A 24,446-nucleotide genomic window follows, 5' to 3' on the forward strand; every position below is an offset into this window, starting at 1 on the left:
ATGAATGAACGCATAAACACAGGAGCAGGCGCTGGCGCACTATTGGCGACTGTCGGTTCGCACTATCCAATCCCCAAAGAGCCGGGAAAAAACTCAGCGCTAGTGTTGGCTGGCTTGATGCACGTGCTGCTGTTTTTATTTCTGTGGATCGGTATCCGTTGGCAAAGCCAAGAACCGGTTGGCGTGGAAGCGGAAATCTGGGATATGACCACCCGCGAAGCCGCGCCTTTACCAACGCCCGAAGTCGCGCCGCCGCCTGCGCCGGTCGAAGTCGAGCAAAAACCGCCTGAACCAACTGCGAAGCAAATCGAGCAAGAACAAGAAGCCGACATTGCAATTGAACGCGCCAAGGAAAAAAAGCTGCAAGAGAAAAAATTGCAGGAAGATAAAGAAAGAATGCAAAAAGAAAAAGACGCGCAAGCTGCGAAAGAGCGCCAACAAAAAGAAGATTTAGCCAAAGAATTAAAGAAAAAAGAAGATCAGGCAAAAGAAGCGAAGAAGCAAGAACAAGACAAGCTGGCACAGCAAAAGAAAGCGGACGCACTCGCCCAAAAACAGCGCGACGACAACTTGAAACGCTTAACTGGCCAAATTATTGGCTCCGGCGGTAATGGTGATGCGGTCAAATCCACTGGCAATAATCGGGTCGACCCTAGTTATGCTGGTAAAATTGCGGCCAAGATCAAATCCAACATGGTGTACGTCGGTTCAGATAATGGCCCGGATAACCCAACGGTGGAGTTCAAAATTGAGTTATTTCCAGATGGTTCAATCAAAGGTGTTCCACAAAAAACGAAATCCTCTGGGGTAGCAGCATTCGATGATGCGGTGGATCGCGCGATTAGAAAATCAGCCCCATTCCCAGCAGACAAATCAGGTAACGTGCCTGCAACCATTCCATTGACTTATAGACTGAAAGATTGAGTAATGACTATTGCAATGAATTATTTTTTGAAAAAATACCTAGGTTTATTTTTGCTAATCGCTAGTGTGCTGAGCGCCCCAGCCCAGGCTCAATTGCACGTAGAAATTTCCGGCGTTGGCGCATCGCAAATTCCGGTCGCCATTGCTAGCTTCGCCAATGAAAACATTGCCCCGCAAGTCGTATCGCAAATTATTAAAGATGATTTAAGTCGCAGCGGATATTTCCGCGTTATTGCCACTTCCGGACCATTATCCGAAACCGATAGCGTCAATTTGGCCGATTGGAAATCGCAAGGCGTGGATGCCTTGTTGGTCGGTAGCGTCCAGCAAACTCCTGATGGCCGCTATGATGTGCGGTATAAACTGTACGACACAGCCCAATCAAAAACCTTATCGGCGTTCGCCATCGCAGCGACACCTCAATACACGCGGGTAACGGCGCATAAAGTCGCGGACGATGTTTATGAAAAACTCACCGGTATTCGTGGCGTGTTTTCGACCCGAATTGCTTATGTCACTAAAAACGGTCCGAACTACCAGTTAGAGATTGCTGATGCGGATGGTGACGGAGTGCAAATCGCATTCCGCTCGAAAGAGCCTATCATTTCCCCGTCATGGTCGCCTGACGGAACTAAGGTCGCTTATGTGTCGTTTGAATTGCGAAAGCCAGTCATTTACGTGCAAAATTTAATGACCGGCGGCCGCACATTGGTGGCGAACTTCAAAGGCAATAATTCGGCTCCCGCTTGGTCGCCCGACGGCAGCAAACTCGCTGTTGCATTAACTAAAGACGGTTTAACTCAGGTTTATTCAGTTAACGCCGACGGTAGTGGGGTGCAACGTTTGACCAATACCAGCGGGATTGATACCGAACCACAGTATTCCGCGGACGGACAATCCATCTACTTCACTAGCGATCGCAGCGGTGGGCCACAGATTTATCGTATGAGTGCAGCCGGCGGGGAAGCGCGCCGCGTCACCTTTAACGGAACCTACAACATTAGCCCTCGAATTTCGCCAGATGGCCAATCTTTGGCCTATATTTCGCGCCGCGATGGAAAATTCCAACTCTATGTGCTTGATTTGGGTAATAATCAAGAGCTACGCTTGACAGATACACAAAATGACGATTCACCTAGTTTTGCACCGAATAGTAAATATATAATGTATGCCACAGAAGTTGGTGGTCGCGGTAACTTGGGGGTTGTTTCTGTTGATGGACGAACCAAGCAACGATTAACCACTCAGGCCGGAGACGTTCGTAACCCTACCTGGGGGCCATTTATGAAGTAACGTTACTTAAATAAAAGTTAAGTAACATCTAGCAGTAACTCAGCGGATTATTATTTTCGTTGTTATAAGTAGTGTGATTTTCAGTGCTTGTGTACAGTGCTTGTAGTGAGTACTTATGTGATGCAAGTTGGTTTATTTTAATTTATTAAAGGGAATAAAAATGAATAGTACCTCAACCAAATTGGGCTTAATTTTTGCAGCCGCAGCATTGATGAGCGCTTGCAGCACTCCACCAAAAGTGGAAGAAAAGCCAGTCGTCGTAGAAGCACCAAAACCAGAACCAGTCAAAGCACCAGAAGTACGCGCTGTTGTTCCAGTTCAAGCTGAAATCGATCCTTTGAACGATCCAAAAGGCGTATTGGCTCAACGTAGTGTTTATTTTGATTTCGACAGCTATGCAATCAAAGATGAATACAATCCATTGTTAGCGGCACACGCTAAATACTTAGCTGCACACACAGCACGTAAAATCTTAGTTCAAGGTAATACCGATGAACGCGGTGGCCGTGAATACAACTTGGCTTTGGGTCAAAAACGTGCAGTAGCTGTTACTAAGTCGTTGACAGCGCAAGGCGTTGCAGCAACTCAATTGGAAGCAGTTTCATTGGGTAAAGAAAAGCCAAAAGCAACTGGTAGCAACGAAGAAGCTTGGGCACAAAATCGTCGCGCTGACATCGTTTATTAATCGGACCTGATCAATGAAGCGCTTCTTACGCCCTTTACCATTCCTGCTAGTTGTTTTATCTGTAAATCTGATGACAAGTCCGGCACATGCCGGGTTGTTTGACGACGATGAGGCGCGCAAGGCGATTTCGTCCTTGAGCGCTAAGTTAGATGCGTTGAGTAGCAAAGTTGACGATCAACTTGCTACCAAGACCGATAAAACAGTAGTTCTTGATCAATTGAATCAAATTGAAGCATTGCGTCAAGAAATCGCAAAATTGCGCGGTCAGGTTGAAGTTCTGTCTAATGATGTAAGCGATAACGCTCGTCGGCAAAAAGATTTTTATGTCGATTTAGATAATCGCCTACGCAAATTAGAACCACAGAAAGTCGTGGTCGATGGCAAAGAAGCGCAAATTGATCAAAACGAACAAAAGAGCTACGACACGGCCTTGGCCGTGTTTCAGTCGGGTGATTATTCAGGGGCTGCCAATGCTCTGAATACCTTCACCCAGACTTACCCACGCTCAGTTTATGTGCCGAACGCGCAATATTCTCTCGGTATCGCTTATTACGCGCAAAAAGATTATAAAAACGCGATTACCACTTTCCAAGCGTTGATCAAAGCAAGCCCGGATAGCCCCAAAGCGCCGGATGCAATGCTCAATATTGCGACGTGCTATACAGAGCAAAAAGATAAAGTCCAAGCCAAAAAAGTATTGTTGGCTTTACGCTCCCAATATCCTGATTCTGCCGCGGCCAAAGCTGCTGCGGATAGATTATCGACACTGAAATAACTCATCGCCGAACGGCGGTGTTAATGGACTGAGTAACTAAAAAAACCATTTTGGATTTGGTGTTAACGAATCCAAACAGAAAATCAGTTTTTGTTTGACAGTAAAGTCCCAACTACCCTATAATAGCTGTCTTTCGGGTCGTTAGCTCAGCTGGTAGAGCAGCGGACTTTTAATCCGTTGGTCGCAGGTTCGAATCCCGCACGGCCTACCACGAATACCTAAAAGGCTTAGGTTTTATATCTAAGCCTTTTTATTTTGTTAAAAATTTGTTGAAGTTTTAACGACAATAATTAACAGCAAAAAAGCGCTTACGCGCAATCAATAGTTTTGGGTCGTTAGCTCAGCTGGTAGAGCAGCGGACTTTTAATCCGTTGGTCGCAGGTTCGAATCCCGCACGGCCTACCAAAATAGTGAAGGACTTAGGTGAAAACCTAAGTCCTTTTTTGCATTTGGGCTATGTTGCAAGGCCGTAATTTGAGTTAGTCTCTTCAATCTGGGAAAAGGTGATTGGGATGAAAAAAAATAATAGTAAATTTGCGGTGACCGACGCGACTGTGGATTCGGCCAAAAGTCCGGTCGTGAAATCGTCGGCGTCCAACATCGCTCCAGAAATCCGTCCAGGCCAATCGATTGAGCTACTCAAAGAGCTGCATATTTTGACGCGCGACGGCAAGATGAATCAGGATAGTCGGCGCAAGTTAAAGCAGGTCTATCACCTTTACCAATTCATTGAGCCGCTCATGCAGGCGGTGCAGCAAGACCATGCTGATGTGTCCTTGGTCGATCATGGTGCTGGAAAATCTTATCTTGGTTTTATTCTGTACGATTTGTATTTCAAATCGCAGCAAAACCAGTCACGTATTTACGGGATTGAAACGCGCGACGAATTGGTAGCGAAGTCGCAGGAATTAGCCGCGCGGTTGGAATTCTCCGGTATGGAATTCCTTAACTTGTCCGTGGCCGAATCCATTACTTCCCAATCGTTACCCGAGAAAATCGACATCGTCACGGCGTTACATGCATGCAATACAGCTACAGATGACGCGATTGAGTTTGCCTTGAAGAAGAAGGCAAGCTACATTGTTCTCGTTCCTTGTTGCCAAGCCGAAGTTGCCGCTGCGCTGAAGAAGAACAAAAGTCCTGCCGTAAAAAGCAATCCCATGTCCGAACTCTGGCGTCATCCGCTGCACACGCGCGAGTTCGGTAGTCAATTAACTAACGTTTTGCGCTGCCTGCAATTAGAAGCGCACGGTTATCAAGTTACTGTGACAGAATTGGTCGGCTGGGAACATTCGATGAAAAACGAATTGATTATCGCCACCTATAAAAAGTTGCCGCGCAAGCAGGCAGCGGAGCGGTTGCAGGATGTGTTGGAAAATACCGGTTTAACGTCGCTCAACGAGCGCTTTTTTACACCCTCATTCTGAGTCGCACCCAGGAATCCACCCACTCAATTATTACTAAATCGTGTCATTGGAATGTCATTCTAATTTGCTACGGTATTAGACCGTGAATATAAATACGAAATGAAGGAAGTGCCATGTACGCAGCGGTAGATCTAGGTTCCAACAGTTTTCGTTTGCATGTCGGTCGTTTTGATGGCGACGCGATGCGAATCGTGAAAAGTGCGCGTGAACCGATACGTCTTGGCGCTGGCTTGGATGCGCAAGGCAACTTAACGCCGGCTGCGATTCAAAGTGCACTTACGGCGTTGACCCGATTTCGCACGATTTTGGCGCAATACAATCTAGAGTCGGTGCGCGTTGTTGCCACCAATACGATGCGTATTGCCAAAAATGCCGCTGAATTTATGCCCAAGTTGGAAGCGGCGATCGGGTATTCAATTGAAATCATTTCTGGCGAAGAAGAAGGCCGTTTGATTTACATGGGCGTTGCCAAAGTACTGGCAAATCCCGCTGAAACGCGCTTGGTTATCGACATCGGCGGCGGCTCGACCGAAGTTATTTTGGGTCGAGGGCAGGAAATTCTTAAGGTGGCTTCTTTCAGCGTCGGCACGGTTAAGCAAAGTTCGTCCTTTTTTCCCGAAGGGCGCATGACCAAAGAAAGCTTCGACGCCGCCATTTTGTCGGCACGTTCCCATTTTGAAGACGCTGCGCCGCCATACCAAACTACGCGCTGGACGCATGTGTATGGATCGTCGGGTAGCATTCGTGCCGTCTCTGAGGTCTTAACGCGCAATAAAATCGGTGATGGCACGCTCACGCTGCGTAATTTAGAAAATCTCAAAGAATTTTGTATCGAAGTTGGTCAAATTGATCAGCTCGAATTGGCTGGAATTAAACCAGAACGCACCGCGATGGTCATCGGTGGGTTAGCGATTCTGATCGGCGTGATGCAAGAATTGGGCATCAATATCGTGCATACGATCGAAGCTGGCTTGCGTATGGGCGTGATCTGGGATTTGCATTTGCGCGCTACTCAGCACGACAGGCGTGAGCAAGCGGTGCAAAACGTGTCGGTTGCCTTTCGGGTCGATCAGCAACGGGCTAAATTGGTAAGCGAATTGGCGCACATTTTGTTTGTGCAATTGAAACCCAGCTCTGAAGCGTACACCGCGCAATTATTGTGGGCGGCTAGGCTACACGAAGTCGGCTTGGTCGTATCGCAAACCGGCTACCACAAGCATGGCGCGTATTTGATTGAGTACGCGGATATGCAGGGTTTCACGACCCGCGAGCAACGCAATATGAGTAAATTTATTCTCAGTCAAAAAGGCAATCTACGCAAAGTACAAGACGCCTTGTCGGACACGGATTTCGCCAAAGCGGTGCTTGCTCTGCGTTTGGCAGTCTTGTTTATGCACACGCGCTTGGAGCTTACTTTGGCCGATGTGCGGGTGAGAATGAAGAATAAAATCGAGTTGGAAATCAAAGGCGATTGGCTCACCCAGCATCCGACGTTGAGTTATTGGCTGGAAAAAGAACACGAAGCTTGGTCCGAGTTAAATATCGATTTTGTGCTACGTGTTATCCCCTAGTGCTTTGATTTTAAAGATTTATTTCTTTAAAGCAAGTAAAAACGAAATGCCGGATTTAGCTAAAATCCGGCATTTTTTTTTATTCCAAAGTTGATTTAAATGACTTTAAAGCCGAATTTTTGGCGTTTCATCCTCGTGTTTTGACGGTTTGTCGCATACGCCTCGCATGCCGATTTGGGCTTGCGTAAAGTGTGCACATCAACCAAACAATCCCAGGAGGGAACCAAAATGAACACCTTAAATTTAAACACATCAGTTCAATCAAAATTACTGTTAGCCGTAGCTGTATTGAGCGCCTCGGCCGCGATTAGCTTAGCGTTCCATAATGGCGCGACCGCTAAAAATACTGCATTAAGCCTCCATGAAGCTGCCGTGCCGCAAGTTGTGATCGTGGGCCAACGCATGAGTCCAGAACAAAAACTGGCCTACGACTTAGCCCCACAAGAAGTCGCCCAAGTTGAAATCATTGGAACACGTTTAAGTACAGAAGAAAAGTTAGCCATGGATGTTGCCGACGCTACTTCAGTCAAGTTGGCTGCAACCCGCCGAAAAGTATAAGTAGGACTCAATGCGATACGTTCAGTCTATTTTAATTGGTGATTTCTCCATTCAACCATGTTCAATGTGATCTGCGACAGCTTGATCGGCGCAACCCGTCAGCCGCACAAATCGCTGCACATTGAGCATGTTTCAACTGTGTTTTCTCAGTAACAATTCCATTAAGCCCGCTCGGCCCACCCGCCAACTTATTCCTCTGTGCCACGGTTCTGCGAGATTCCGTGACAAAGCTACTCTGTCGTCTAGTTATCTATTATTCCTAAGCAATAATCCTATTTTTGCTGGGAGAATATGGTAATGTTGCACCGCGTAATCTATACCTAACTGTATTGCATTTACTTAGACACTTTACTGGAATTTCCTATGTACAACCCCGCCGAATATATTAAAGATCACATCCGCACCGTTCCCAATTGGCCGCAAGAAGGCGTGATGTTTCGTGATATCACCCCGCTGCTGCAAAACCCCAAAACATTTCGCGTGCTGATCGATTTATTTGTGCACCGCTACATGGATGCTAATCTGGACCTAATTGCCGGCATGGATGCGCGCGGTTTCATCATTGGTTCGGTGGTGGCCTATGAATTGAATTTAGGGTTTGTGCCTATCCGCAAAAAAGGTAAATTGCCTTTCACCACTATGTCAGAGGAATACACCTTGGAGTACGGTTGCGCGACGGTCGAAATGCATACCGACGCCTGCAAAGAAGGGGATAGAGTAGTGTTGATTGATGATTTGATCGCGACTGGCGGAACGATGCTCGCCGGTAAGAAATTGCTCGAGCGCAATGGAGCGATTATTGTAGAAGGAGCCGCGATTGTCGATTTGAACGATCTGGGCGGCTCCAATGTGCTCAAGAATAGCGGCTTGCCTTTATTTACCGTGTGTCAGTTTTCAGGACATTAAGCCAACAAACTGACCAATTACATCGGCGACCAATTCAGTCGGTTGCCTTTGTTGTCGGTGATGGAAGTCATTTGTTTGAAGATTTTGGCTTGAATCGCATCCGGCAAATGCACGAAATCCAAGCTATTGACTACGCTGTCGCCCTGCATAAAACCCCACGAAAAGAACTTTAAGGCTGCAATCGTTTTATCGTTATTGGCGGCCATTTTCGGCATGATGATAAATGTGCCCATCGTGATCGGCCAACTCTCAGCGCCGGACTTTTCGGTCAAGGTCTCGTTAAAGTTGGATTGGGTTTTCCAAGTACTATGATTGAGCGCAGCTTCAAAGCTGGCAGGCTTAGGCGCAACAAAGACGCCATCCGCATTTTTCAATTGCACTGACGTAAGTTTGTCTTGCACCACATAGTTGTAATCCACATACGAAATCGAGTTGGGAGTTTGCTTGAGGGTGGCCACAATCCCGCTGCTTCCCTTGACCAACTGCACATCGCTAGGCCATTTGATGATGAAATTGGTGCCAAAAGTAGTTTTCCACGCTGCGCTAACTTTGCTTAAATAATCGCTGAAATTGTAGGTCGTACCCGATCCGTCCACCCGCGCAATAACCGCGATCTGGGCTTTAGGTAAGGCAACGTTAGGATTTAATGCGGCAATGGCTGGATCATTCCATTTGGTGATTTGACGGGAAAAAATTCCAACCAGAACTTCGCTGGTGAGCTTGATTTCGCCGGAGCGCACGCCGGGCACATTGATGATCGGAACCACCCCAGAAATTGCACTAGGGAATTGAATCAACTGAAATTTTTGTAAATCCTCAGCGCTCAGGGCAACGTCGCTGGCGCCAAAATCGACGGCTTTTTCTTTGATTTTCTTGATACCCGCCGACGAACCGCTAGGCTCGTATTGGATCACGACGCTATTTTTCTTGACGTAGCCTTCTGCCCATTTTTCATACAAAGGTTTAGCCGCCGAAGAACCTGCGCCATTGACGGGTTCGGCACATGCTAGTGGGACTAGGCTGCAAACAGCCAATCCGACCACGATATGTTTGATATTGAACATAGCCATTTAAAACCTTGTTGATTAATTAAGCGAAAAGTGCCACATGGCAACATTTTAGAATGTTAAGTCCAAAATATGACACGTTGATGATTGCGGGCGACATTCTATATGTTTCCGTACGGAATTAAAAAAGATTTCGAAATCTCTTGTTGTTTTGTGTAAGCAAAGTAAGATTTATTCATACTAGTTGCTAAAATGCTGCCGTGCAGCGAAACTTGTCGATATTTCTTAATTAACAAGCGATCTCGCCTACTTGAAATAAACGGACAACAGAGAAAACTCAATGATGAAGTTATTTTTATCGTTATCCCGCCTACAAAAACAAGTCATTGCGGTCATTACCGACTTGATCTTTTTGCCATTAATGTTGCTAGTCGCAATCTGGTTGCGCTTTGACTCCTTGGGCAACGGCATTATTAGCCAGTTTGGCGTGTTATTTGCCGCCGTCCCGCTGATCGCTATCCCGATCTTTATCCGACTCGGCTTATACCGCGCCGTGATCCGTTTTGTGGATCAAAAAATTGTTTATGTGGTGGTCTACGGTGTTTCGCTAACGGTCTTTGCGTTGCTGGCCTTGGCCGTGTTTTTGCAGGTTGGCGTGTTGTCGCGGGCTGTGTTCGGGATCTTTTGGATTGCCGCGGTGATGTATATGTTAGCCAGTCGCTTCGTGGCGCGAGCCTACTTGATTCGACTCAGCATTAATAATAATGCGATTCGGGTCGCAATTTATGGGGCAGGGCGCACGGGTATGCAAGTTGCGGCAGCTTTTCGTAGCAGCCATGAATACGCACCGATGTTTTTGATCGACGATAAGCCAGAACTGCGCGGCGCTATCATTTCTGGGATGCAGGTATTTTCCTCGGAAAATTTACCGGAATTAATTCCAAAGTACGGCGTGCAAGAAATCCATTTGGTGATGCCTTCCATCCCCAAAAAGACGCAAAAATTGATCTTAAATCGATTGGAATCTTTGCGTGTAAAAGTGCGCGTCACGCCGCCGATTCGGGATTTGTTCAATGGTGAATTGTCGGTTAAAGATATCCGTGAAATCGAGATTGAAGATTTGCTTGGTCGCGATTCGGTCGAGCCCAATGTCGCGTTGATCTCAGCCTGCGTTAAAGACAAAACAGTCTTAGTGACAGGCGCAGGTGGGTCGATTGGTTCTGAGTTATGCCGCCAAATTTTGCGTCAACGTCCAACCCGATTAATCTTGTTGGAGATGTCTGAATTTGCGTTGTATTCGATTGAAAAGGAATTACTCGCGCTGAGCGAAAGCTTGAACCACGAAGTGGATATCAAGCCATTTTTAGGTTCAGCACTCGATTCTGACAAATGCTTAAAAATCTTAACAACCTTTTCTGTGCAAACTGTGTACCACGCGGCAGCCTATAAACACGTGCCATTAGTGGAGCAGAACCCCATTGAAGGCATACGTAACAATGTCTTTGGAACGCTCAGCATCGCGCAAGCCGCGATTAAAGCGCAGGTTGCTAATTTCGTCTTAATCTCAACCGATAAGGCGGTGCGCCCAACCAATGTCATGGGCTCAACCAAGCGGATGGCGGAATTAATTCTGCAAGCCTTATCCGAGCAAAAATCATCTACCTGTTTTTGCATGGTGCGTTTTGGTAACGTATTGGGTTCATCCGGCTCGGTCGTTCCCTTGTTCCGCGAACAGATCAAAGCGGGTGGCCCGATTACCTTAACCCATCCTGATATCACCCGTTATTTCATGACCATTCCTGAGGCAGCTCAATTAGTTTTGCAAGCTGGCTCGATGGCAGAAGGCGGCGATGTGTTTGTACTGGATATGGGCGAACCGGTAAAAATTCTCGATTTGGCAAAACGCATGGTGCACTTAAGCGGTTTGTTGTTGCAGTCGGAAAGTAACGATGACAAGGCAATCGCTATCGAACATGTTGGTTTGCGTCCGGGCGAAAAGTTATTCGAAGAATTGCTCATTGGTGACAACGTGCATGGTACGGAACATCCTTTGATCATGCGCGCCGAAGAAATGAAATTGCCTTGGCCGGTATTGCAGCAATTGCTGACCAAGCTCGAACAGGCTTGCCAACAATTTGAATTTGAAGAGATTCGCGCCCTGTTGCTACAAGCTGTGGCGGAATACCAACCGCAATGCGGTATTGAAGACATGATTTGGTCGCAAGAACAGAAGCGGCCAGTCAGCGCAATTAACCTCCATGCGGGAAGTCGACAGCTGCATTAGAATTGCGGTCGGGATATGGTTCCTAAATTTGGAGGTAGATATGATATTAACGAGTTATAAGTTGAGTGCCTTGCTAATTGCAGCTTTTGCCGCGCTGACGGTTTCCGCCAGTTTTGCTGCTGAAGTGACTGTAAACGAGCTCGATGCGAGTGGTAAGTCGGTGGCGATTGGAACAGTATCATTCACGACGACACCCTATGGCGTGTTGGTGACTCCGAATTTAACTGGCTTGCCACCTGGAATGCACGGCTTTCATTTGCATGAAAAGCCGAACTGCGGCAATACCACCGTGGATGGCGTGGTTACCTTGGCTGGCGCGGCTGGCGGGCATTGGGACCCTGAACATAGCGGCAAGCACGAAGGTCCTTACGGTGCGGGTCATTTAGGCGATTTGCCGGGTTTGTACGTCGCCGCTGATGGCACTGCAACCACGCCGGTTTTGGCGCCACGCATCAAAGACGCAAATCAATTACATGGCATCGCTTTGATGGTGCATGCCGGTGGTGATAATCACAGTGATCATCCAGCCAAATTAGGTGGTGGCGGTGCGCGCATTGCCTGCGCTGTAATTAACTAAGTTAGTTCCAGCAATTTTGCTTGTACCCAGCAGATTGGTCATCGTTGTACTTAATAATGAATGACCACTCTGCGATTTATCTTTAACTGAATGCGGTACAGCGACTTCACTACTTTTGTCCCGCGCATTCCAGGCAGAAAAACGATTTCTTTAAATGCCGAAATCAATTTTTGCTGATTCTCTTCACTCAGGTTGCCTTTTTCTTCCAATTCGACCTTATCAACGAGTCCCGCTTCATTAATATAGATCGCCAAGATGACGATTCTCTCGATCGGAATAACTTCATTGGCCGCATCGCTTTTGACCACGGCCACTTGCTGACTTAATTCAGCCGGCAAGTAGTAATGATCCGGATCAACCGGTTGATCTTGGTCGAGCGTGCTAGTGAGTTCGTCTGGCGTGATGACATTGTCGCTTAAGTCAGGCAGGGTAACATCCGGTCGCGTCGGTGCCGTAATGGGCAAGATCACGCGGATGTACTGCTTACTTGTGGCACGGCTATCCCGATGATGAAACGAAACCATCGCACCGAGAAATAGGGCGACATGGAGTAACAACGTGGCGCAAAAGGAAAGCGGTGAAAACTTCATTTTTCCTGTTGGTTCGATGTTGGTTTAGTGGTGGCTAAGATGTGATTTGCTTCGAATTTGGCCTGCACTTGGTCTCAACTCAGCGTGGCAATGACTGGCGCATGATCGGACGGCTGTTCCCATTTGCGCGGCACCCGATCAATCACGCAGCCAGTGCAGCGGGCGGCGAGGGCCGGCGAGAGCAAAATATGATCAATCCGCATGCCTTTATTTAAGCGGAAGCCCAAAGCCCGGTAATCCCACCAGCTAAAGCTTTTATCGGCTTGCTCAAACTGGCGGTACGAATCGACCAAAGGCAGATTGAGCATTGCTTGAAAGGCCGCCCGTTCAGGTTCGGACACCAAATTTTGCCCCACCCAAGCGGCGGGATCGTGCACATCACGATCTTCCGGCGCGATATTGAAATCACCCAGCAAGGCTAATTCTGGGTAGCTAGCTTTTTGTTGTTCTAGCCATTTTTGCAGGGCAGCCAACCAAGCCAGCTTGTATTGAAATTTATCGGAGTCTGGCGCTTGTCCGTTCGGAATATAGGCACAAACAATCCGCACGCCTTCGATGGTCACGGTCAATAGTCGCTGCTGCTCATCCTCAAACAATGGATTGTTTTTGACCACATCGGAAATCGGAAAGCGCGATAAAACCGCCACGCCGTTATACGTTTTTTGACCGTTAAAAACCACGTGAAAACCGGCCGCTTCAATCTCAGCGACGGGGAATTTATCGTCGGTTAGTTTGGTTTCTTGCAAGCACAACACATCGACTGGATTATCTTGCAACCATTGCAAAACCTGTGGCAAACGGACTTTGAGTGAGTTGACATTCCAGCAGGCTAATTTCATGATTTTTCGATTGCAGTTAAGTTGATTGGATGGGCGATGATTCGGTGCTTAGGCATCGCAAGTGCCGTTGATCGCGCCGCGCGTCGAGTATATAGCCAGATCAACACGGCATTATACTCAGCGCGCAAAATAAAAAAAGACGCCGCTGTGAAGCTGGCGTCTTTGTCGATTTAACGGGCGCAGTGCTAACGGACAAACAATAGTGCATCCTGCGTCCGATTCGTCACGCTTAACTCTGTTTATTCAAGTTTCCAAACAAATTCGACTTTGGCCCAAAGTTGATCCGGTTTGCCATCTTTGGTACCCGGTTTGAATTTGCATAGGCTAAAAGCCTGCAATGCCGCTTTATCTAAACTTTTGCTGCCACTCGATTTATCGACTTTGGAATCAGTGACTTTGCCATCCGGAGAAACCAGGAACAGCAATGCCACCGTTCCTTGTTCTTCATTCATTAAAGCAGCCTTAGGATATTTGGGCGGTTCACAAGACTTGCCGTCCAGAACTGGCGCGACTTCGGCGCTAAATACACTGGCACACAAGCAAAATAAGCATGTGAAACTAAGGATCGATAACGGGGTTTTCATACGTACATTCCTATCTAAGTTTGATAAATTTAGTTGTTTTTGTTTTGGTACTGCATCTTCGTTGCGGATTGGTCAGAACTCTTCCCAATCGTTGTTATCTACCGCCGCGCTTTTCTTGGGCGCTGGTTTCGGCGCTGGCGGCAGCGATTTTACCGAGCTGGTTGCCTTGGCCTTGACTTGCATTGGCTTGACGTTTGGTCGGGCTTTAGCGGCGGGTTGTGCTGCAACGACGGTGGCGCTGGTCGCTGGCTTTTTGCCGATATTGACCGTGCTGTTGGAACTCAATTTGAAGATGCTGACCACTTTGGCTAACTCAGAAGCCTGATCTTGCAAGCTTTGGGCAGCGGCGGCGGCTTCTTCAACCAAGGCGGCGTTTTGCTGGGTCATGCCATCCATATCGATCACAGAATGGTTGATACCTTCAATATCAGAGCTTTGGTCTTGGCTGGCATGGCTGATTTCAGAAATGATTTCGGTCACATGCTTAACGCTGGAGACAATTTGATTAATTGTCACACCGGCTTGGCCGACCAATTTGCTACCGATTTCGACTTTTTCGACCGACGTGGTAATTAAGCCTTTAATTTCTTTGGCAGCTACGGCGCTGCGTTGTGCCAGATTACGCACTTCGGACGCCACCACCGCAAAGCCACGGCCTTGTTCACCTGCACGGGCTGCTTCAACGGCGGCGTTTAAAGCCAAGATATTGGTTTGGAAAGCGATACCATCGATGACGCTAATAATGTCTTCAATCTTTTTGGCCGACTCGTTAATCGAGCTCATCGTATCAACCACTTGGGCAACGACCGTGCCGCCGTGGCGCGCCACTTCCGAGGCAGACAAAGCCAATTGATTTGCTTCACGTGCATTGTCGGCGTTGAGTTTGACGGTCTTGGTCAACTCTTTCATCGCGGACGAGGTTTTTTCTAACGAGCTAGCTTGTTGTTCAGTGCGCGAAGAAAGATCCAAGTTACCCATCGCGATCTCGCTCGAAGCAGTCGCAATCGTATCGGTACGCACCCGCACTTGACCGACAATGTTGACCAAGCTGTCGCGCATTGTGCTCATTTCGGCAATCAGGCTGGTGGTATCGCCCGGCTTGGTTTCAATTTTGGCGGCGAGGTCACCAGCGGCAATTTGGCTCGCAATTTGGCTGGCATATTCTGGCTCGCCACCTAATTGCACCAGGATGCTGCGGGTAATGAGTGAGGCAGCCACAGCACCGGCGACTACGGCTAAGGCACCTAACACCAACATCAACGTGCGTGCTGTGCCAAACGCCGCGCTGGCGTCTTTCGCGGCACTTTCATTGAGCTTGTCTTCCAAGGCAGTCATCTCATCGAGCGCGTCTAGCCATTTTTTCTGCACGGGACGCAGCTTTTTGATTAACGTGACCGTTGCCACTTCAGGATTATTAGCTAACCCTAATGCTTGGGCTTTTTCCGGTAATTGGGCGGCGGCGGTTTCTTGTTCTTTCAATTTGGCGAGCAGCGTTTTTTCTTCCGCTGTGGTGCCACTGTCGCTATCGAGCATTTTGGCCAGCTTATCCCGGGCTGCGCCGTATTTGTCGGATTGCTCTTTGATTTTGGCGATTTCGGGAGCCATGTCATCGGCATCGGTCAGCAACGTCAGGTTACGTAACGACACCATGCGGTCGTACACGATAGCGCGCATTTCGATGATTAACCGAACTTCAACATTGCTGACAGAAACCACTTTATCAAGTCGGTCCTGAATCTGTGACATTCGCGTAATGCCGAGCAATGTCACGACAATCAAAAATGCAAGCACAAGAGCAAATCCTAGGCCTAAGCGTTTCCCCACTTTTATTTTTGAGAGATTCATATTTTTGTTTGTGTCCAAAGAATTAAAAAAATCTTATCTGAGCAAATGACTTGGCATTAACGATAAGAAGACTGAATGACAAGTTGGTGTTGCGTATGGTGTTAATTTCGCTGTTCGAACAAATAAGAAATGTTGTTAAGCGAAAAATATTTTTTTACGATCATGACTACGAGATTTCATCTTAGAACGCAAAATTTTAATTTCAATAAAGAAATGACCATCTTCGGTAAAAAGTGAAATTAATTTCTGCTTTATCAATGAAATAAGAGGGAAGCGTGCGTGAAAGTGGACATCAGAAAGTAAAAAACCACCGCGATCAGAAATGACAGCGGTGGTTTAACATTGTGAGCAAAGGAAGAAGTTTTGCTCGGCGGGTGCAAATTTAGAATTGCTGCATTAAGTTCAATTTGCCGCGCGGTTAATTAAGAATGTTGTTAAGAGTGAAACCGGGCGGCCCGTTGCACCTTTGGCCGAACCGGATTTCCACGCTGTGCCAGCAATATCCAAATGCGCCCAGGTATATTTCTTAGTGAAGCGCTCCAAGAAACACGCCGCGGTGATGCTGCCGGCTGCCGAACCGCCAATATTTGCCATATCGGCAAAATTGGATTTGAGTTGTTCGTTGTAGGCTTCGCCAATTGGCATACGCCAAGCGGTGTCACCGGTATCGATACCAGCGGCTAACAATTCATTGGCCAATTCATCGTGGGCGGCATCGTGGCGGGTGAACAAGCCAGAATTATGGTGACCCAAGGACGTGATGCAAGCACCAGTCAAGGTCGCCACATCGACCACGGCGGCTGGGTTAAAGCGTTCAGCGTAGGTTAAGGCGTCGCACAAGATTAAACGGCCTTCAGCATCCGTGTTCAAAATCTCAATGGTTTGACCGGACATCGATGTGACGATATCGCCCGGTTTGGTTGCGCGGCCATTCGGCATGTTTTCGCAGGAAGGAATAACAGCGATCACGTTGAGCTTGAGTTTTAACTCAGCAATTGCGCGCATGGTTCCCAACACAGAGGCAGCGCCGCCCATGTCGTATTTCATTTCATCCATGCCAGCGCCAGCTTTTAAGGAAATCCCGCCGGAGTCAAAAGTAATGCCTTTACCGACCAATACCACCGGAGCATCTTTGGCCTTGCCGCCCATGTGTTTGAGAACGATAAATTTAGGTGGCTCATCGCTGCCGTTTGTGACCGACAAAAAGCTGCCCATTTTTAAGGCTTGGCATTGTTTGCGATCTAAAATCTCCGCGCTGATTTTGGATGTGGTGGCATTGAATTCGCTAGCAATCTTTTTAGCTGCGTTCGCTAAATAAGTAGGAGTGCAGAAGTTGCCCGGTAAATCGGCTAAATTTTTGGTCAAATCAATTCCGTTAGCCAGAGCGATGCTTTGCGCCAAACTCAGTTTGGCAGCCGCTTGGTCAGCGCTGTGGATTGATAGGGCGATTTTGCTGACGCCAGTGGTGATGACTTCAGGCTTGCTTTTTAAACCATCGGCGCGATAGGCGCTGGCGCGAATCGCTAATACAACACTGCGAATCGCCGCGTTGAGATGTTCAGCGTGCAAAGTGACTGTGATGATTGCATCAGCGGCGGACAAGCCGGCGAGCACATTGGCGATGGATTGGGCGACTTTGGTAAAGGTGGTATTGCTAATTTTGCCAGACGATTTTGCGGCAGGTGCGGCGCCCAAACCAACCAAAACAACACGTTCTGCGGCGACTCCGGCAACTTGGCGCAAAACCAAGGTGCTGCCAACCTTGCCAGTAATGTCACCGGATTTTAAGACTGCAGCGATCGCGCCTTGCGCATTAAGAGCTTCTGCTTCTGGTGTCAATTTCTTATTTTCGTAGATACCAACCACGATGCAAGCAGTTTTGCTGCTTGTGAAGTTACTTTTTGCGTCAATGGGTTTTGTGCTAAAGTCCACGTGTTTCTCCTCTTTAATATTTGGTTAATTCGTACTAACTCGCAATTATAGCCCCTCCCATGATTTTTAAGCGCGCTCTTCAACGTGAGTTGGCAAGTACAGCTAGTGCTGTCTTCACGATTCTCTTCACCATTGCCATCACGGTTAGACCAATCAAAATTTTGGGTATGGCGGCCAACGGTAAGGTCAACTCTGATGATGTGTTTACCTTAATTGGTTTTGCTGCGCTGAATTTATTACCAATTATTATTGTGTTGACCGGATTTATTGCCGTGCTCATGGTGATCACGCGCACGTATCAAGATTCAGAAATGGTGGTTTGGTTTGCGTCCGGTGTGAGCTTGGCCGATTGGGTCGGGCCGATTGTGCGCTTTGCCACGCCCTTGTTTATTTTGACCGCCCTGATGTCGTGCGTGGTGACGCCGTGGGCTAACCAGCATAGCCAAGAATATACCGATCGATTTGAGCAACGCTCCGACATCGCGCGCGTGTCGCCCGGCAAATTTCAAGAGTCGTCCTCGCGTGAGCGGGTATTTTTCGTTGAAGGTATAGCGGGCGACTTATCCCGAGTGCAAAACATTTTCGTCAATACTATCCAAAACAATCGCCATAGTGTGGTCATCGCCAAAGAAGGTGAAATGGTGGTCGATAAATTTGGTGATAAATTTTTGATCATGCATCAAGGGCGGCGCTACGATGGCGCACCAAACCAGACTGATTTTCAAATGATGCAATTTGATCGTTATGGCGTTTTGGTGGACGAAGAAAACCGAGCATTAATTGTGGAAAGAAAATCGGAATCATTAAGTACTCTAGAGTTGTTAGCAGATCCAAATCCCATTAATTTAGGTGAATTTTTATGGCGTATTTCGCTGCCGATTATGGGTATTTTATTGATGTTATTAGCGGTGCCCTTGGGTTATGTAAATCCGCGTTCGGGACGCTCGGCTAACTTCTTGTTGGCACTGTTTTTATGCGTGTTCTATTACAACATGGTGCTGGTATCGCAAGCTTGGGTCAAACAATCCAAAGCGTCATTGTTGATGGCTTGGTGGCCGGTGCATTTGGTTTGTATCGTCTTAATTGTCGTGTTATTCGCTTGGCGCCTCAACGTTAATAATCGATTCCATCCACTGCGAATTTGGTCGGCCTTAATTAGGAAGAAATCGGACCCTGCATGTAAAACTGTCGCAGGAGCCGCGCAATGATGAACACCTTAGAAAAATATTTTGCCCGCGAAATTATCCGCTCTGTATTGTTCGTCTTGTTGGCCTTCGTCGCTTTGTTGGCGTTTTTTGATATTGTTAATGAAGTCAAAAGCGTTGGTGTCGGCGGCTACACTATTTTTAATGCGCTGTATTACGTGGCATTAGGTACTCCGGGTAATGTCTATGAATACATGCCTTTGGCGGCGCTCATCGGCACGATATTTGTCATGGCCCAATTTGCGCAGCGCTCTGAATTTACCATCATGCGCGTCTCGGGTTTTTCGACCCAACAAGCGATTACGATGTTGTTAAAAATCGGCGCAATCTTTGTTGTCTTGACGTTTATATTTGGCGAAATTTTCGCGCCGTACACCTTTAAAATGGCGGAGAAATATAAAATTAGCGTCATGCCAAGCGCCCATAAGCAAGATTTTCAGTCTGGCTTATGGACCAAAGATTTGATTCGTTCGCAAGGACTGACCGGTGGCGTCATCGGTTCCCGTTTTTTGAACGTGAATGTAGTTGATCTGGGCGGAAAGCTCGTTGGAATTACCTACTACGACTTAGATTTACAGTTCCGCTTAACCAAGCAGGTTAAGGCCGAATCGGCGTCCTATCAGGGCGGCTCAGTTTGGCGTTTAAACCATGTTGAGGAAACCTATTTCCCCGAATCGTTAAACGACTCTGAAATGACTCCGGTGGTCGTCAAAGAATTACCTACGCTGGATTTGATTTCTGAAATTACCCCAGCCATTTTATTAGCGTCTTCTGCGGACAACGATACCGATCGCATGTCGGCTTATGACTTGGCGCTGTATTCCAAACACCTGCTCGACAACAAACAAAGCGCTGAGAAATTCGAAATCGCATTTTGGAAAAAAATCATTTATCCCTTTGCGGTATTTGTCATGATGGCGTTGGCATTGCCGTTCGCCTTCTTGCACTTCCGTTCCGGCGGCGTAAGTTTGAAAATTTTTGCGGGCATCATGATCGGTGTGGTGTTCTATCTGCTCAATAACGTATTTGCGCACATTGGATTGCTGCATACTTGGCCGCCATTCGTGACCGCGGTGTTGCCGAGCTTGCTATTTTTAGGCGCTGCCATGGCGGCGTTGTGGTGGGTAGAGAATACATGACGACTCAAGCTGAAAAGTCCCAACAGGCTTTAATCCTGTTCGCACACGGCGCGCGCGATCCACGTTGGGCTGAGCCACTGCAACGGCTGCAACAAATCGTCTCTAAGCAAGTATCTGGCGACGTGCTAGTGCATCAAGCGTTTTTAGAGTTGATGACGCCGAGCCTGCCGGAATTAATCGCGCATTTAGTGCAACAGCAGGTTGCGGCGGTAACGGTGGTGCCAATTTTTTTAGGCCAGGGCGGACATGTGCGACGTGATTTGCCAGAACTAATTACCCAGCTATCGGCAGATTATCCGCAAGTGCGTTTTACGTTAGCGCCCGCCATTGGGGAAGATGAACAAGTATTGAAAGCGATTGCCGACGTCTGTATTGCTCAACTTTAGTAGCTCAGTTGAATTGTTCAGCGCATAAAAAACGCCTAGTTTCACAACTAGGCGTTTTTTTCATCTAAACAGCGGCGACTACATTTAAATCGCCGCGTTTCTCTGATTTATTTTTCCAAGTGGTACGAAGTGACACGCTCCACTTCATTTTTAGAGCCTAAAAATACAGCCACTCGTTGATGGAGTTTTTCAGGTTGAATATCCAAAATCCGTTGTTTGCCGTTAGTCGATGCGCCGCCTGCTTGCTCGATCAACATCGACATCGGATTGGCTTCGTACATCAAACGCAACTTACCTGCCTTGTCCGGTTCACGCGCATCTGCCGGATACATGAAGATGCCGCCGCGATTTAAAATGCGGTGCACGTCAGTCACCATCGCCGCAATCCAACGCATATTGAAATTCTTCCCGCGCGGACCCGTTGTGCCAGCCAATAATTCATCGATATAGCGCGTCACAGGTGGATACCAATGGCGGGAGTTGGAAGCGTTGATGGCGTATTCCTGGGTGTCTTCAGGGATAGTCATATTGCGCTGTGTTAGCACCCAAGAACCCATTTCGCGGTCCAAGGTAAAGCAATTGACGCCTTGTCCAGTGGTCAGCACGAACATGGTTTGCGGGCCATAAATTGCATAACCCGCAGCCACTTGTTTGGAACCCGCTTGCAAGAAATCTTGTTCGGTAGGTGTTGCCATGCCTTCCGGCGCTTTGATCACGGAAAAAATCGTACCGATTGTCACATTGACGTCGATGTTGGACGAGCCATCCAATGGATCAAACAACAACATGTATTCGCCCTTAGGATAGCGATTCGGAATCAAGTGAATTGACTCCATTTCCTCGGACGCCATGGCCGCCAAATGACCGCCCCATTCGTTGGCTTCCAACAGAATTTCATTGGATAAAATGTCCAATTTCTTTTGTACTTCGCCTTGAATGTTTTCGGTTTCGGCGGAACCTAACACCTCACCCAAAGCACCTTTGCCAACGGCGTGGCTAATCGTTTTACAAGCGCGCGCGACGACTTCAATCAATAGTCGTAATTCGGCCGGAATGTTGTTGTTGAGGCGTTGTTCCTCAACGAGATATTGCGTCAGGCTAATGCGTTTCATAATTTCTTTCACAAAGTAAGGCGGGTTGAATTGATTTGGTCAACTCAACTCGGTCAAGTTAATTTATGCAGCGAGCGCCTTGTTGATAATTTCTAATACGTCTTTCGAGATGTTTTTCGCCGACGCTACTTTTTCCAAGGCTGTCTTCATATGTTCTTGCAGAGCTGGCGTGTATTTCTTCCAGCGATCTAAACTACGTGCCAAACGCGCGGCGACTTGTGGATTAATCGCATTGAGTTGAATCACCAGATCAGCCCACAGCGCGTAACCGCTGCCATCAGCCGCATGAAATTGCGCTGGGTTGGCGTTGCAGAAAGCGAAAATCAAACTGCGTGCGCGATTCGGGTTGGTAAGGGTGAAGGCTGGATGCTTCAATAACTGACGCATTTTTTTGACATCGGTACTCGCAGCGCTGCCTTGCAGCGTGAACCATTTATCGATGACGAGCGCCTCGTTTTTAAACGCGTTGTAGAAATCTTTTAATGCACCGTCAAGGGCAAGCTGAGCGGCTTTGCGGGCAGACTTTGACGCGCTATCTTTTTGGCTCAGAATCGCGGCGTTAATCATGCTCGATAACGCGCCAATCCGATCAGTCATGTTCTTGGCGTTTTTGTATTGAATATGCGCTAAATCGAACGTGCTGTCTTGCGGCCATTCTTGCAAGTACGAAAGTGCTAAGTTTTTCAAAGCGCGTTTGCCAGTAGATTCAGCGTCTGGGCTGTATTTTCCGTTGGTCAAATTGCTCTCATAAGCAGTCAGCAAATCGTCCTTTAAATGACGCGTGATTTCGCTACGCATGAAATGACGGGCTGTTTGAATCGCGTGCGGGTCGATCACTTTTAATTGCTCAGCGATGTTGGTCGCAGACGGTAACGTCAATACCTGTTCGCGGAAAGCAGCATCAAGCGTCGTATCGTTGAGCGTTTTGCTTAACGCATCGATGAACATCGTGTCGAGTTCTAACGGCTTACCGGCTTGCACCGCAGCGGTGAGTTTCAATAAACGGCGCATCGCCAAACGCTGACCGGCTTCCCAACGATTAAAGGCGTCGCTATCGTGCGCTAACAGATGGGCTAAGTCTTCGTCGCTGTAGTTGATTTCCACTTCCACTGGCGCCGAGAAGTTACGCAAAATCGATGGCGTTGGACGTTCTTTTACATTGGTGAAATGGAATACTTGCTTGGCCTTGGTGACTTCCAATACCAGCGTTGTGCTATCGGTTGGATTGGCTTGCTCTTGGCACTTTAGCGACATGTCTTGACCAGCAGCGTTTAATAAACCAACCGCGACAGGGATATGGAAGGGCAGCTTTTTAGATTGTCCGGCTGTTGCTGGGCAAGATTGGGTGAAGCTGATTTCATAAGTTTTCTTGGCGGCGTCGTAAGTGGTGCTGACTTTTAGGCGCGGTGTACCGGCTTGGCTGTACCAACGTTCAAATTGGGTCAAATCACGACCATTAGCATCGGCCATCGCAGCGCGGAAATCGTCACAGGTCACAGCTTGTTCGTCATGACGTTTGAAGTACAAATCCATGCCTTTTCTAAAGCCTTCGTGGCCCAGCAAGGTGTAGTACATACGAACGACTTCAGCGCCTTTTTCGTACACGGTCACGCTGTAGAAATTGTTGATTTCAACGTAGGATTCTGGGCGCACCGGATGCGACATTGGACCTGCGTCTTCGGGGAATTGAGCTTGGCGCAACATACGCACGTCGGCAATTCGGTTGACGGCGCGGCCGCTATTGGTGCCTATCATGTCGGCGGAAAATTCTTGATCGCGGAAAACGGTCAAGCCTTCTTTGAGTGACAATTGGAACCAGTCGCGGCAGGTAACCCGATTACCAGTCCAGTTGTGGAAATATTCGTGTCCGACCACTGATTCAATACCAGCATAATCCGCGTCGGTCGCCACTTTGGCGTTGGCTAACACGTATTTGGTGTTGAAAATATTGAGGCCTTTGTTCTCCATGGCGCCCATGTTGAAATCCGATACCGCCACGATCATGAAACGGTCTAAGTCCAATTCCAAACCAAAGCGTTGCTCGTCCCAGAAAATACTATTCTGCAAAGAGTCCATCGCGTGCTGGGTCTTATCCAGATTGCCTTTTTCGACCCAAACCTGTAACAAAGCTTTACGACCTGATTTGAGCTTGATTTTTTCTTCTTGGCAGACCAGTTTTCCGGCCACTAAAGCAAATAAATAGGAAGGCTTTTTAAACGGATCTTCCCATTTAGCGTAATGACGTCCGCCGCTTAATTTGCCTTCTTCTATCAAATTGCCGTTGGACAGCAGCACCGGATATTTCTTTTTGTCCGCGCGCAACATGACCGTGTATTTGGCCATCACATCGGGGCGGTCTTGGAAGTAAGTAATCTTGCGGAAACCTTCGGCTTCGCATTGGGTGAAGAAATTACCGTTAGATACGTACAAGCCGTTCAATGAGGTATTTTTGATCGGATTGATTTGTGTTTCGATGTCTAACGTGATGTTGTCCGGTGGGTTAAAAATACGCAACGAATGTTTATCGATTTGGTAAGCGGTGCGCGCCAGCTTTTGTCCGTTCATGCGGATTTGCACTAGCTTCAATCCTTCACCGAACAACACCAATTCTTTTTCTTTGCTGTCGGTATTCCTTCTGAGCGTGGTGCGCGTTGTTACGTGAGTTGCTTTGGGATCGAGATCAAATCCCATTTCAACGGTATCTACCCAAAAACTGGGGGGCGTGTAATCTTTACGGAATATCGTGATATTGTTGTCAGTGCGCATATTTGTTTATAAGTATGATTGTGTTGGGGCAAGGCTAATAT

At 47.6% G+C, this 24,446-nt stretch carries 21 protein-coding genes and 2 tRNA genes; 15 read left to right on the forward strand and 8 right to left on the reverse strand.

Features of this window, described 5'->3' with window-relative positions; all coding sequences use genetic code 11:
• From E2I14_RS04205 to E2I14_RS04250, 10 genes are all read left to right on the forward strand, one after another.
• Positions 1 to 924 (forward strand): cell envelope integrity protein TolA, encoded by a 924-nt coding sequence (locus E2I14_RS04205; protein ID WP_133325797.1) that lies wholly within the window; start codon positions 1 to 3, stop codon positions 922 to 924.
• A 15-nt stretch (positions 925 to 939) separates the two neighbouring features.
• Positions 940 to 2,217: a Tol-Pal system beta propeller repeat protein TolB gene (gene tolB, locus E2I14_RS04210; protein WP_133327059.1), complete on the forward strand. Its 1,278-nt coding sequence runs from the start codon at positions 940 to 942 to the stop codon at positions 2,215 to 2,217.
• A gap of 160 nt (positions 2,218 to 2,377) precedes the next feature.
• Positions 2,378 to 2,902, forward strand: coding sequence for a peptidoglycan-associated lipoprotein Pal (pal, locus tag E2I14_RS04215; RefSeq protein WP_133325799.1), 525 nt, complete (start codon positions 2,378 to 2,380; stop codon positions 2,900 to 2,902).
• Between the two features lie 70 nt (positions 2,903 to 2,972).
• Positions 2,973 to 3,677, forward strand: a complete 705-nt coding sequence (ybgF, locus tag E2I14_RS04220) for a tol-pal system protein YbgF (RefSeq protein ID WP_227544588.1) — start codon at positions 2,973 to 2,975, stop codon at positions 3,675 to 3,677.
• 135 nt (positions 3,678 to 3,812) lie between these two features.
• A tRNA-Lys gene (locus E2I14_RS04225) sits at positions 3,813 to 3,888 on the forward strand.
• 118 nt (positions 3,889 to 4,006) lie between these two features.
• Positions 4,007 to 4,082 (forward strand) — tRNA-Lys (locus E2I14_RS04230).
• Between the two features lie 107 nt (positions 4,083 to 4,189).
• Complete coding sequence (locus tag E2I14_RS04235; RefSeq protein ID WP_133325803.1) at positions 4,190 to 5,104, forward strand: class I SAM-dependent methyltransferase; 915 nt, start codon at positions 4,190 to 4,192, stop codon at positions 5,102 to 5,104.
• Positions 5,105 to 5,217: 113 nt separating this feature from the next.
• Positions 5,218 to 6,675 (forward strand): Ppx/GppA phosphatase family protein, encoded by a 1,458-nt coding sequence (locus E2I14_RS04240; protein WP_133325805.1) that lies wholly within the window; start codon positions 5,218 to 5,220, stop codon positions 6,673 to 6,675.
• Between the two features lie 228 nt (positions 6,676 to 6,903).
• Positions 6,904 to 7,233, forward strand: a complete 330-nt coding sequence (locus E2I14_RS04245; RefSeq protein WP_133325807.1) for a hypothetical protein — start codon at positions 6,904 to 6,906, stop codon at positions 7,231 to 7,233.
• A gap of 363 nt (positions 7,234 to 7,596) precedes the next feature.
• Entirely contained in the window at positions 7,597 to 8,139 is a 543-nt protein-coding gene (locus tag E2I14_RS04250; protein WP_133325809.1) for an adenine phosphoribosyltransferase, read from the forward strand.
• Between the two features lie 17 nt (positions 8,140 to 8,156).
• Here the strand turns inward: E2I14_RS04250 and pstS are convergent, their stop codons facing one another.
• Positions 8,157 to 9,209 (reverse strand): phosphate ABC transporter substrate-binding protein PstS, encoded by a 1,053-nt coding sequence (gene pstS / locus E2I14_RS04255; RefSeq protein WP_227544589.1) that lies wholly within the window; start codon positions 9,207 to 9,209, stop codon positions 8,157 to 8,159.
• A gap of 277 nt (positions 9,210 to 9,486) precedes the next feature.
• Between pstS and E2I14_RS04260 the strand changes: the two genes are divergently transcribed.
• Complete coding sequence (locus E2I14_RS04260; protein ID WP_319945919.1) at positions 9,487 to 11,430, forward strand: polysaccharide biosynthesis protein; 1,944 nt, start codon at positions 9,487 to 9,489, stop codon at positions 11,428 to 11,430.
• A 40-nt stretch (positions 11,431 to 11,470) separates the two neighbouring features.
• Entirely contained in the window at positions 11,471 to 12,007 is a 537-nt protein-coding gene (gene sodC, locus E2I14_RS04265) for a superoxide dismutase family protein (protein ID WP_133325811.1), read from the forward strand.
• 50 nt (positions 12,008 to 12,057) lie between these two features.
• Here the strand turns inward: sodC and E2I14_RS04270 are convergent, their stop codons facing one another.
• From E2I14_RS04270 to E2I14_RS04290, 5 genes are all read right to left on the reverse strand, one after another.
• On the reverse strand, positions 12,058 to 12,597 hold the full coding sequence (locus E2I14_RS04270) for a hypothetical protein (RefSeq protein WP_133325813.1): 540 nt from the start codon (positions 12,595 to 12,597) through the stop codon (positions 12,058 to 12,060).
• A 74-nt stretch (positions 12,598 to 12,671) separates the two neighbouring features.
• Positions 12,672 to 13,436, reverse strand: a complete 765-nt coding sequence (gene xth, locus E2I14_RS04275; protein ID WP_133325815.1) for an exodeoxyribonuclease III — start codon at positions 13,434 to 13,436, stop codon at positions 12,672 to 12,674.
• A gap of 239 nt (positions 13,437 to 13,675) precedes the next feature.
• Positions 13,676 to 14,020 (reverse strand): energy transducer TonB, encoded by a 345-nt coding sequence (locus E2I14_RS04280; RefSeq protein ID WP_133325817.1) that lies wholly within the window; start codon positions 14,018 to 14,020, stop codon positions 13,676 to 13,678.
• 72 nt (positions 14,021 to 14,092) lie between these two features.
• A complete protein-coding gene (locus tag E2I14_RS04285) occupies positions 14,093 to 15,865 on the reverse strand; it encodes a methyl-accepting chemotaxis protein (protein WP_133325819.1) in 1,773 nt (590 codons plus the stop codon).
• 402 nt (positions 15,866 to 16,267) lie between these two features.
• On the reverse strand, positions 16,268 to 17,797 hold the full coding sequence (locus tag E2I14_RS04290; RefSeq protein ID WP_133325821.1) for a leucyl aminopeptidase: 1,530 nt from the start codon (positions 17,795 to 17,797) through the stop codon (positions 16,268 to 16,270).
• Positions 17,798 to 17,856: 59 nt separating this feature from the next.
• On the opposite strand from E2I14_RS04290, the gene lptF reads away from it, so the two are divergent.
• The 3 genes from lptF to E2I14_RS04305 are packed head-to-tail and all read left to right on the forward strand — an operon-like array spanning position 17,857 to position 20,527.
• Positions 17,857 to 19,005, forward strand: a complete 1,149-nt coding sequence (lptF, locus tag E2I14_RS04295; protein ID WP_133325823.1) for an LPS export ABC transporter permease LptF — start codon at positions 17,857 to 17,859, stop codon at positions 19,003 to 19,005.
• On the forward strand, positions 19,005 to 20,141 hold the full coding sequence (gene lptG, locus E2I14_RS04300; protein ID WP_133327065.1) for an LPS export ABC transporter permease LptG: 1,137 nt from the start codon (positions 19,005 to 19,007) through the stop codon (positions 20,139 to 20,141). The genes lptF and lptG overlap by 1 nt, the downstream gene beginning before the upstream one ends.
• Positions 20,138 to 20,527, forward strand: coding sequence for a sirohydrochlorin chelatase (locus E2I14_RS04305; RefSeq protein WP_133325825.1), 390 nt, complete (start codon positions 20,138 to 20,140; stop codon positions 20,525 to 20,527). The genes lptG and E2I14_RS04305 overlap by 4 nt, the downstream gene beginning before the upstream one ends.
• 107 nt (positions 20,528 to 20,634) lie before the next feature.
• On the opposite strand, the gene E2I14_RS04310 is transcribed toward E2I14_RS04305, so the two are convergent.
• Both E2I14_RS04310 and pepN read right to left on the reverse strand, forming a co-directional pair.
• The gene (locus E2I14_RS04310; RefSeq protein WP_133325827.1) at positions 20,635 to 21,639 is read right to left on the reverse strand and encodes a class 1 fructose-bisphosphatase; all 1,005 of its coding nucleotides are present in this window, start codon (positions 21,637 to 21,639) and stop codon (positions 20,635 to 20,637) included.
• Between the two features lie 63 nt (positions 21,640 to 21,702).
• The gene (pepN, locus tag E2I14_RS04315) at positions 21,703 to 24,405 is read right to left on the reverse strand and encodes an aminopeptidase N (protein ID WP_133325829.1); all 2,703 of its coding nucleotides are present in this window, start codon (positions 24,403 to 24,405) and stop codon (positions 21,703 to 21,705) included.
• Positions 24,406 to 24,446 lie beyond the last annotated feature (41 nt).

This window comes from Sapientia aquatica (genome assembly GCF_004358105.1).
Classification (GTDB): Bacteria; Pseudomonadota; Gammaproteobacteria; order Burkholderiales; family Burkholderiaceae_D; genus Solimicrobium; species Solimicrobium aquaticum.

What these genes read in the sequence shown, in the direction of transcription:
- E2I14_RS04280 (WP_133325817.1), bottom strand. Translation starts at nt 14,020, where the DNA reads ATGAAAACCCCGTTATCGATCCTTAGTTTCACATGCTTATTTTGCTTG.
- E2I14_RS04310 (WP_133325827.1), bottom strand. Translation starts at nt 21,639, where the DNA reads ATGAAACGCATTAGCCTGACGCAATATCTCGTTGAGGAACAACGCCTC.
- pstS (WP_227544589.1), bottom strand. Translation starts at nt 9,209, where the DNA reads ATGGCTATGTTCAATATCAAACATATCGTGGTCGGATTGGCTGTTTGC.
- xth (WP_133325815.1), bottom strand. Translation starts at nt 13,436, where the DNA reads ATGAAATTAGCCTGCTGGAATGTCAACTCACTCAAAGTCCGTTTGCCA.
- pal (WP_133325799.1), top strand. Translation starts at nt 2,378, where the DNA reads ATGAATAGTACCTCAACCAAATTGGGCTTAATTTTTGCAGCCGCAGCA.
- sodC (WP_133325811.1), top strand. Translation starts at nt 11,471, where the DNA reads ATGATATTAACGAGTTATAAGTTGAGTGCCTTGCTAATTGCAGCTTTT.
- E2I14_RS04305 (WP_133325825.1), top strand. Translation starts at nt 20,138, where the DNA reads ATGACGACTCAAGCTGAAAAGTCCCAACAGGCTTTAATCCTGTTCGCA.
- E2I14_RS04240 (WP_133325805.1), top strand. Translation starts at nt 5,218, where the DNA reads ATGTACGCAGCGGTAGATCTAGGTTCCAACAGTTTTCGTTTGCATGTC.
- E2I14_RS04285 (WP_133325819.1), bottom strand. Translation starts at nt 15,865, where the DNA reads ATGAATCTCTCAAAAATAAAAGTGGGGAAACGCTTAGGCCTAGGATTT.
- E2I14_RS04260 (WP_319945919.1), top strand. Translation starts at nt 9,487, where the DNA reads ATGATGAAGTTATTTTTATCGTTATCCCGCCTACAAAAACAAGTCATT.
- E2I14_RS04270 (WP_133325813.1), bottom strand. Translation starts at nt 12,597, where the DNA reads ATGAAGTTTTCACCGCTTTCCTTTTGCGCCACGTTGTTACTCCATGTC.
- tolB (WP_133327059.1), top strand. Translation starts at nt 940, where the DNA reads ATGAATTATTTTTTGAAAAAATACCTAGGTTTATTTTTGCTAATCGCT.
- lptG (WP_133327065.1), top strand. Translation starts at nt 19,005, where the DNA reads ATGAACACCTTAGAAAAATATTTTGCCCGCGAAATTATCCGCTCTGTA.
- lptF (WP_133325823.1), top strand. Translation starts at nt 17,857, where the DNA reads ATGATTTTTAAGCGCGCTCTTCAACGTGAGTTGGCAAGTACAGCTAGT.
- E2I14_RS04235 (WP_133325803.1), top strand. Translation starts at nt 4,190, where the DNA reads ATGAAAAAAAATAATAGTAAATTTGCGGTGACCGACGCGACTGTGGAT.
- ybgF (WP_227544588.1), top strand. Translation starts at nt 2,973, where the DNA reads ATGACAAGTCCGGCACATGCCGGGTTGTTTGACGACGATGAGGCGCGC.
- E2I14_RS04245 (WP_133325807.1), top strand. Translation starts at nt 6,904, where the DNA reads ATGAACACCTTAAATTTAAACACATCAGTTCAATCAAAATTACTGTTA.
- pepN (WP_133325829.1), bottom strand. Translation starts at nt 24,405, where the DNA reads ATGCGCACTGACAACAATATCACGATATTCCGTAAAGATTACACGCCC.
- E2I14_RS04250 (WP_133325809.1), top strand. Translation starts at nt 7,597, where the DNA reads ATGTACAACCCCGCCGAATATATTAAAGATCACATCCGCACCGTTCCC.
- E2I14_RS04205 (WP_133325797.1), top strand. Translation starts at nt 1, where the DNA reads ATGAATGAACGCATAAACACAGGAGCAGGCGCTGGCGCACTATTGGCG.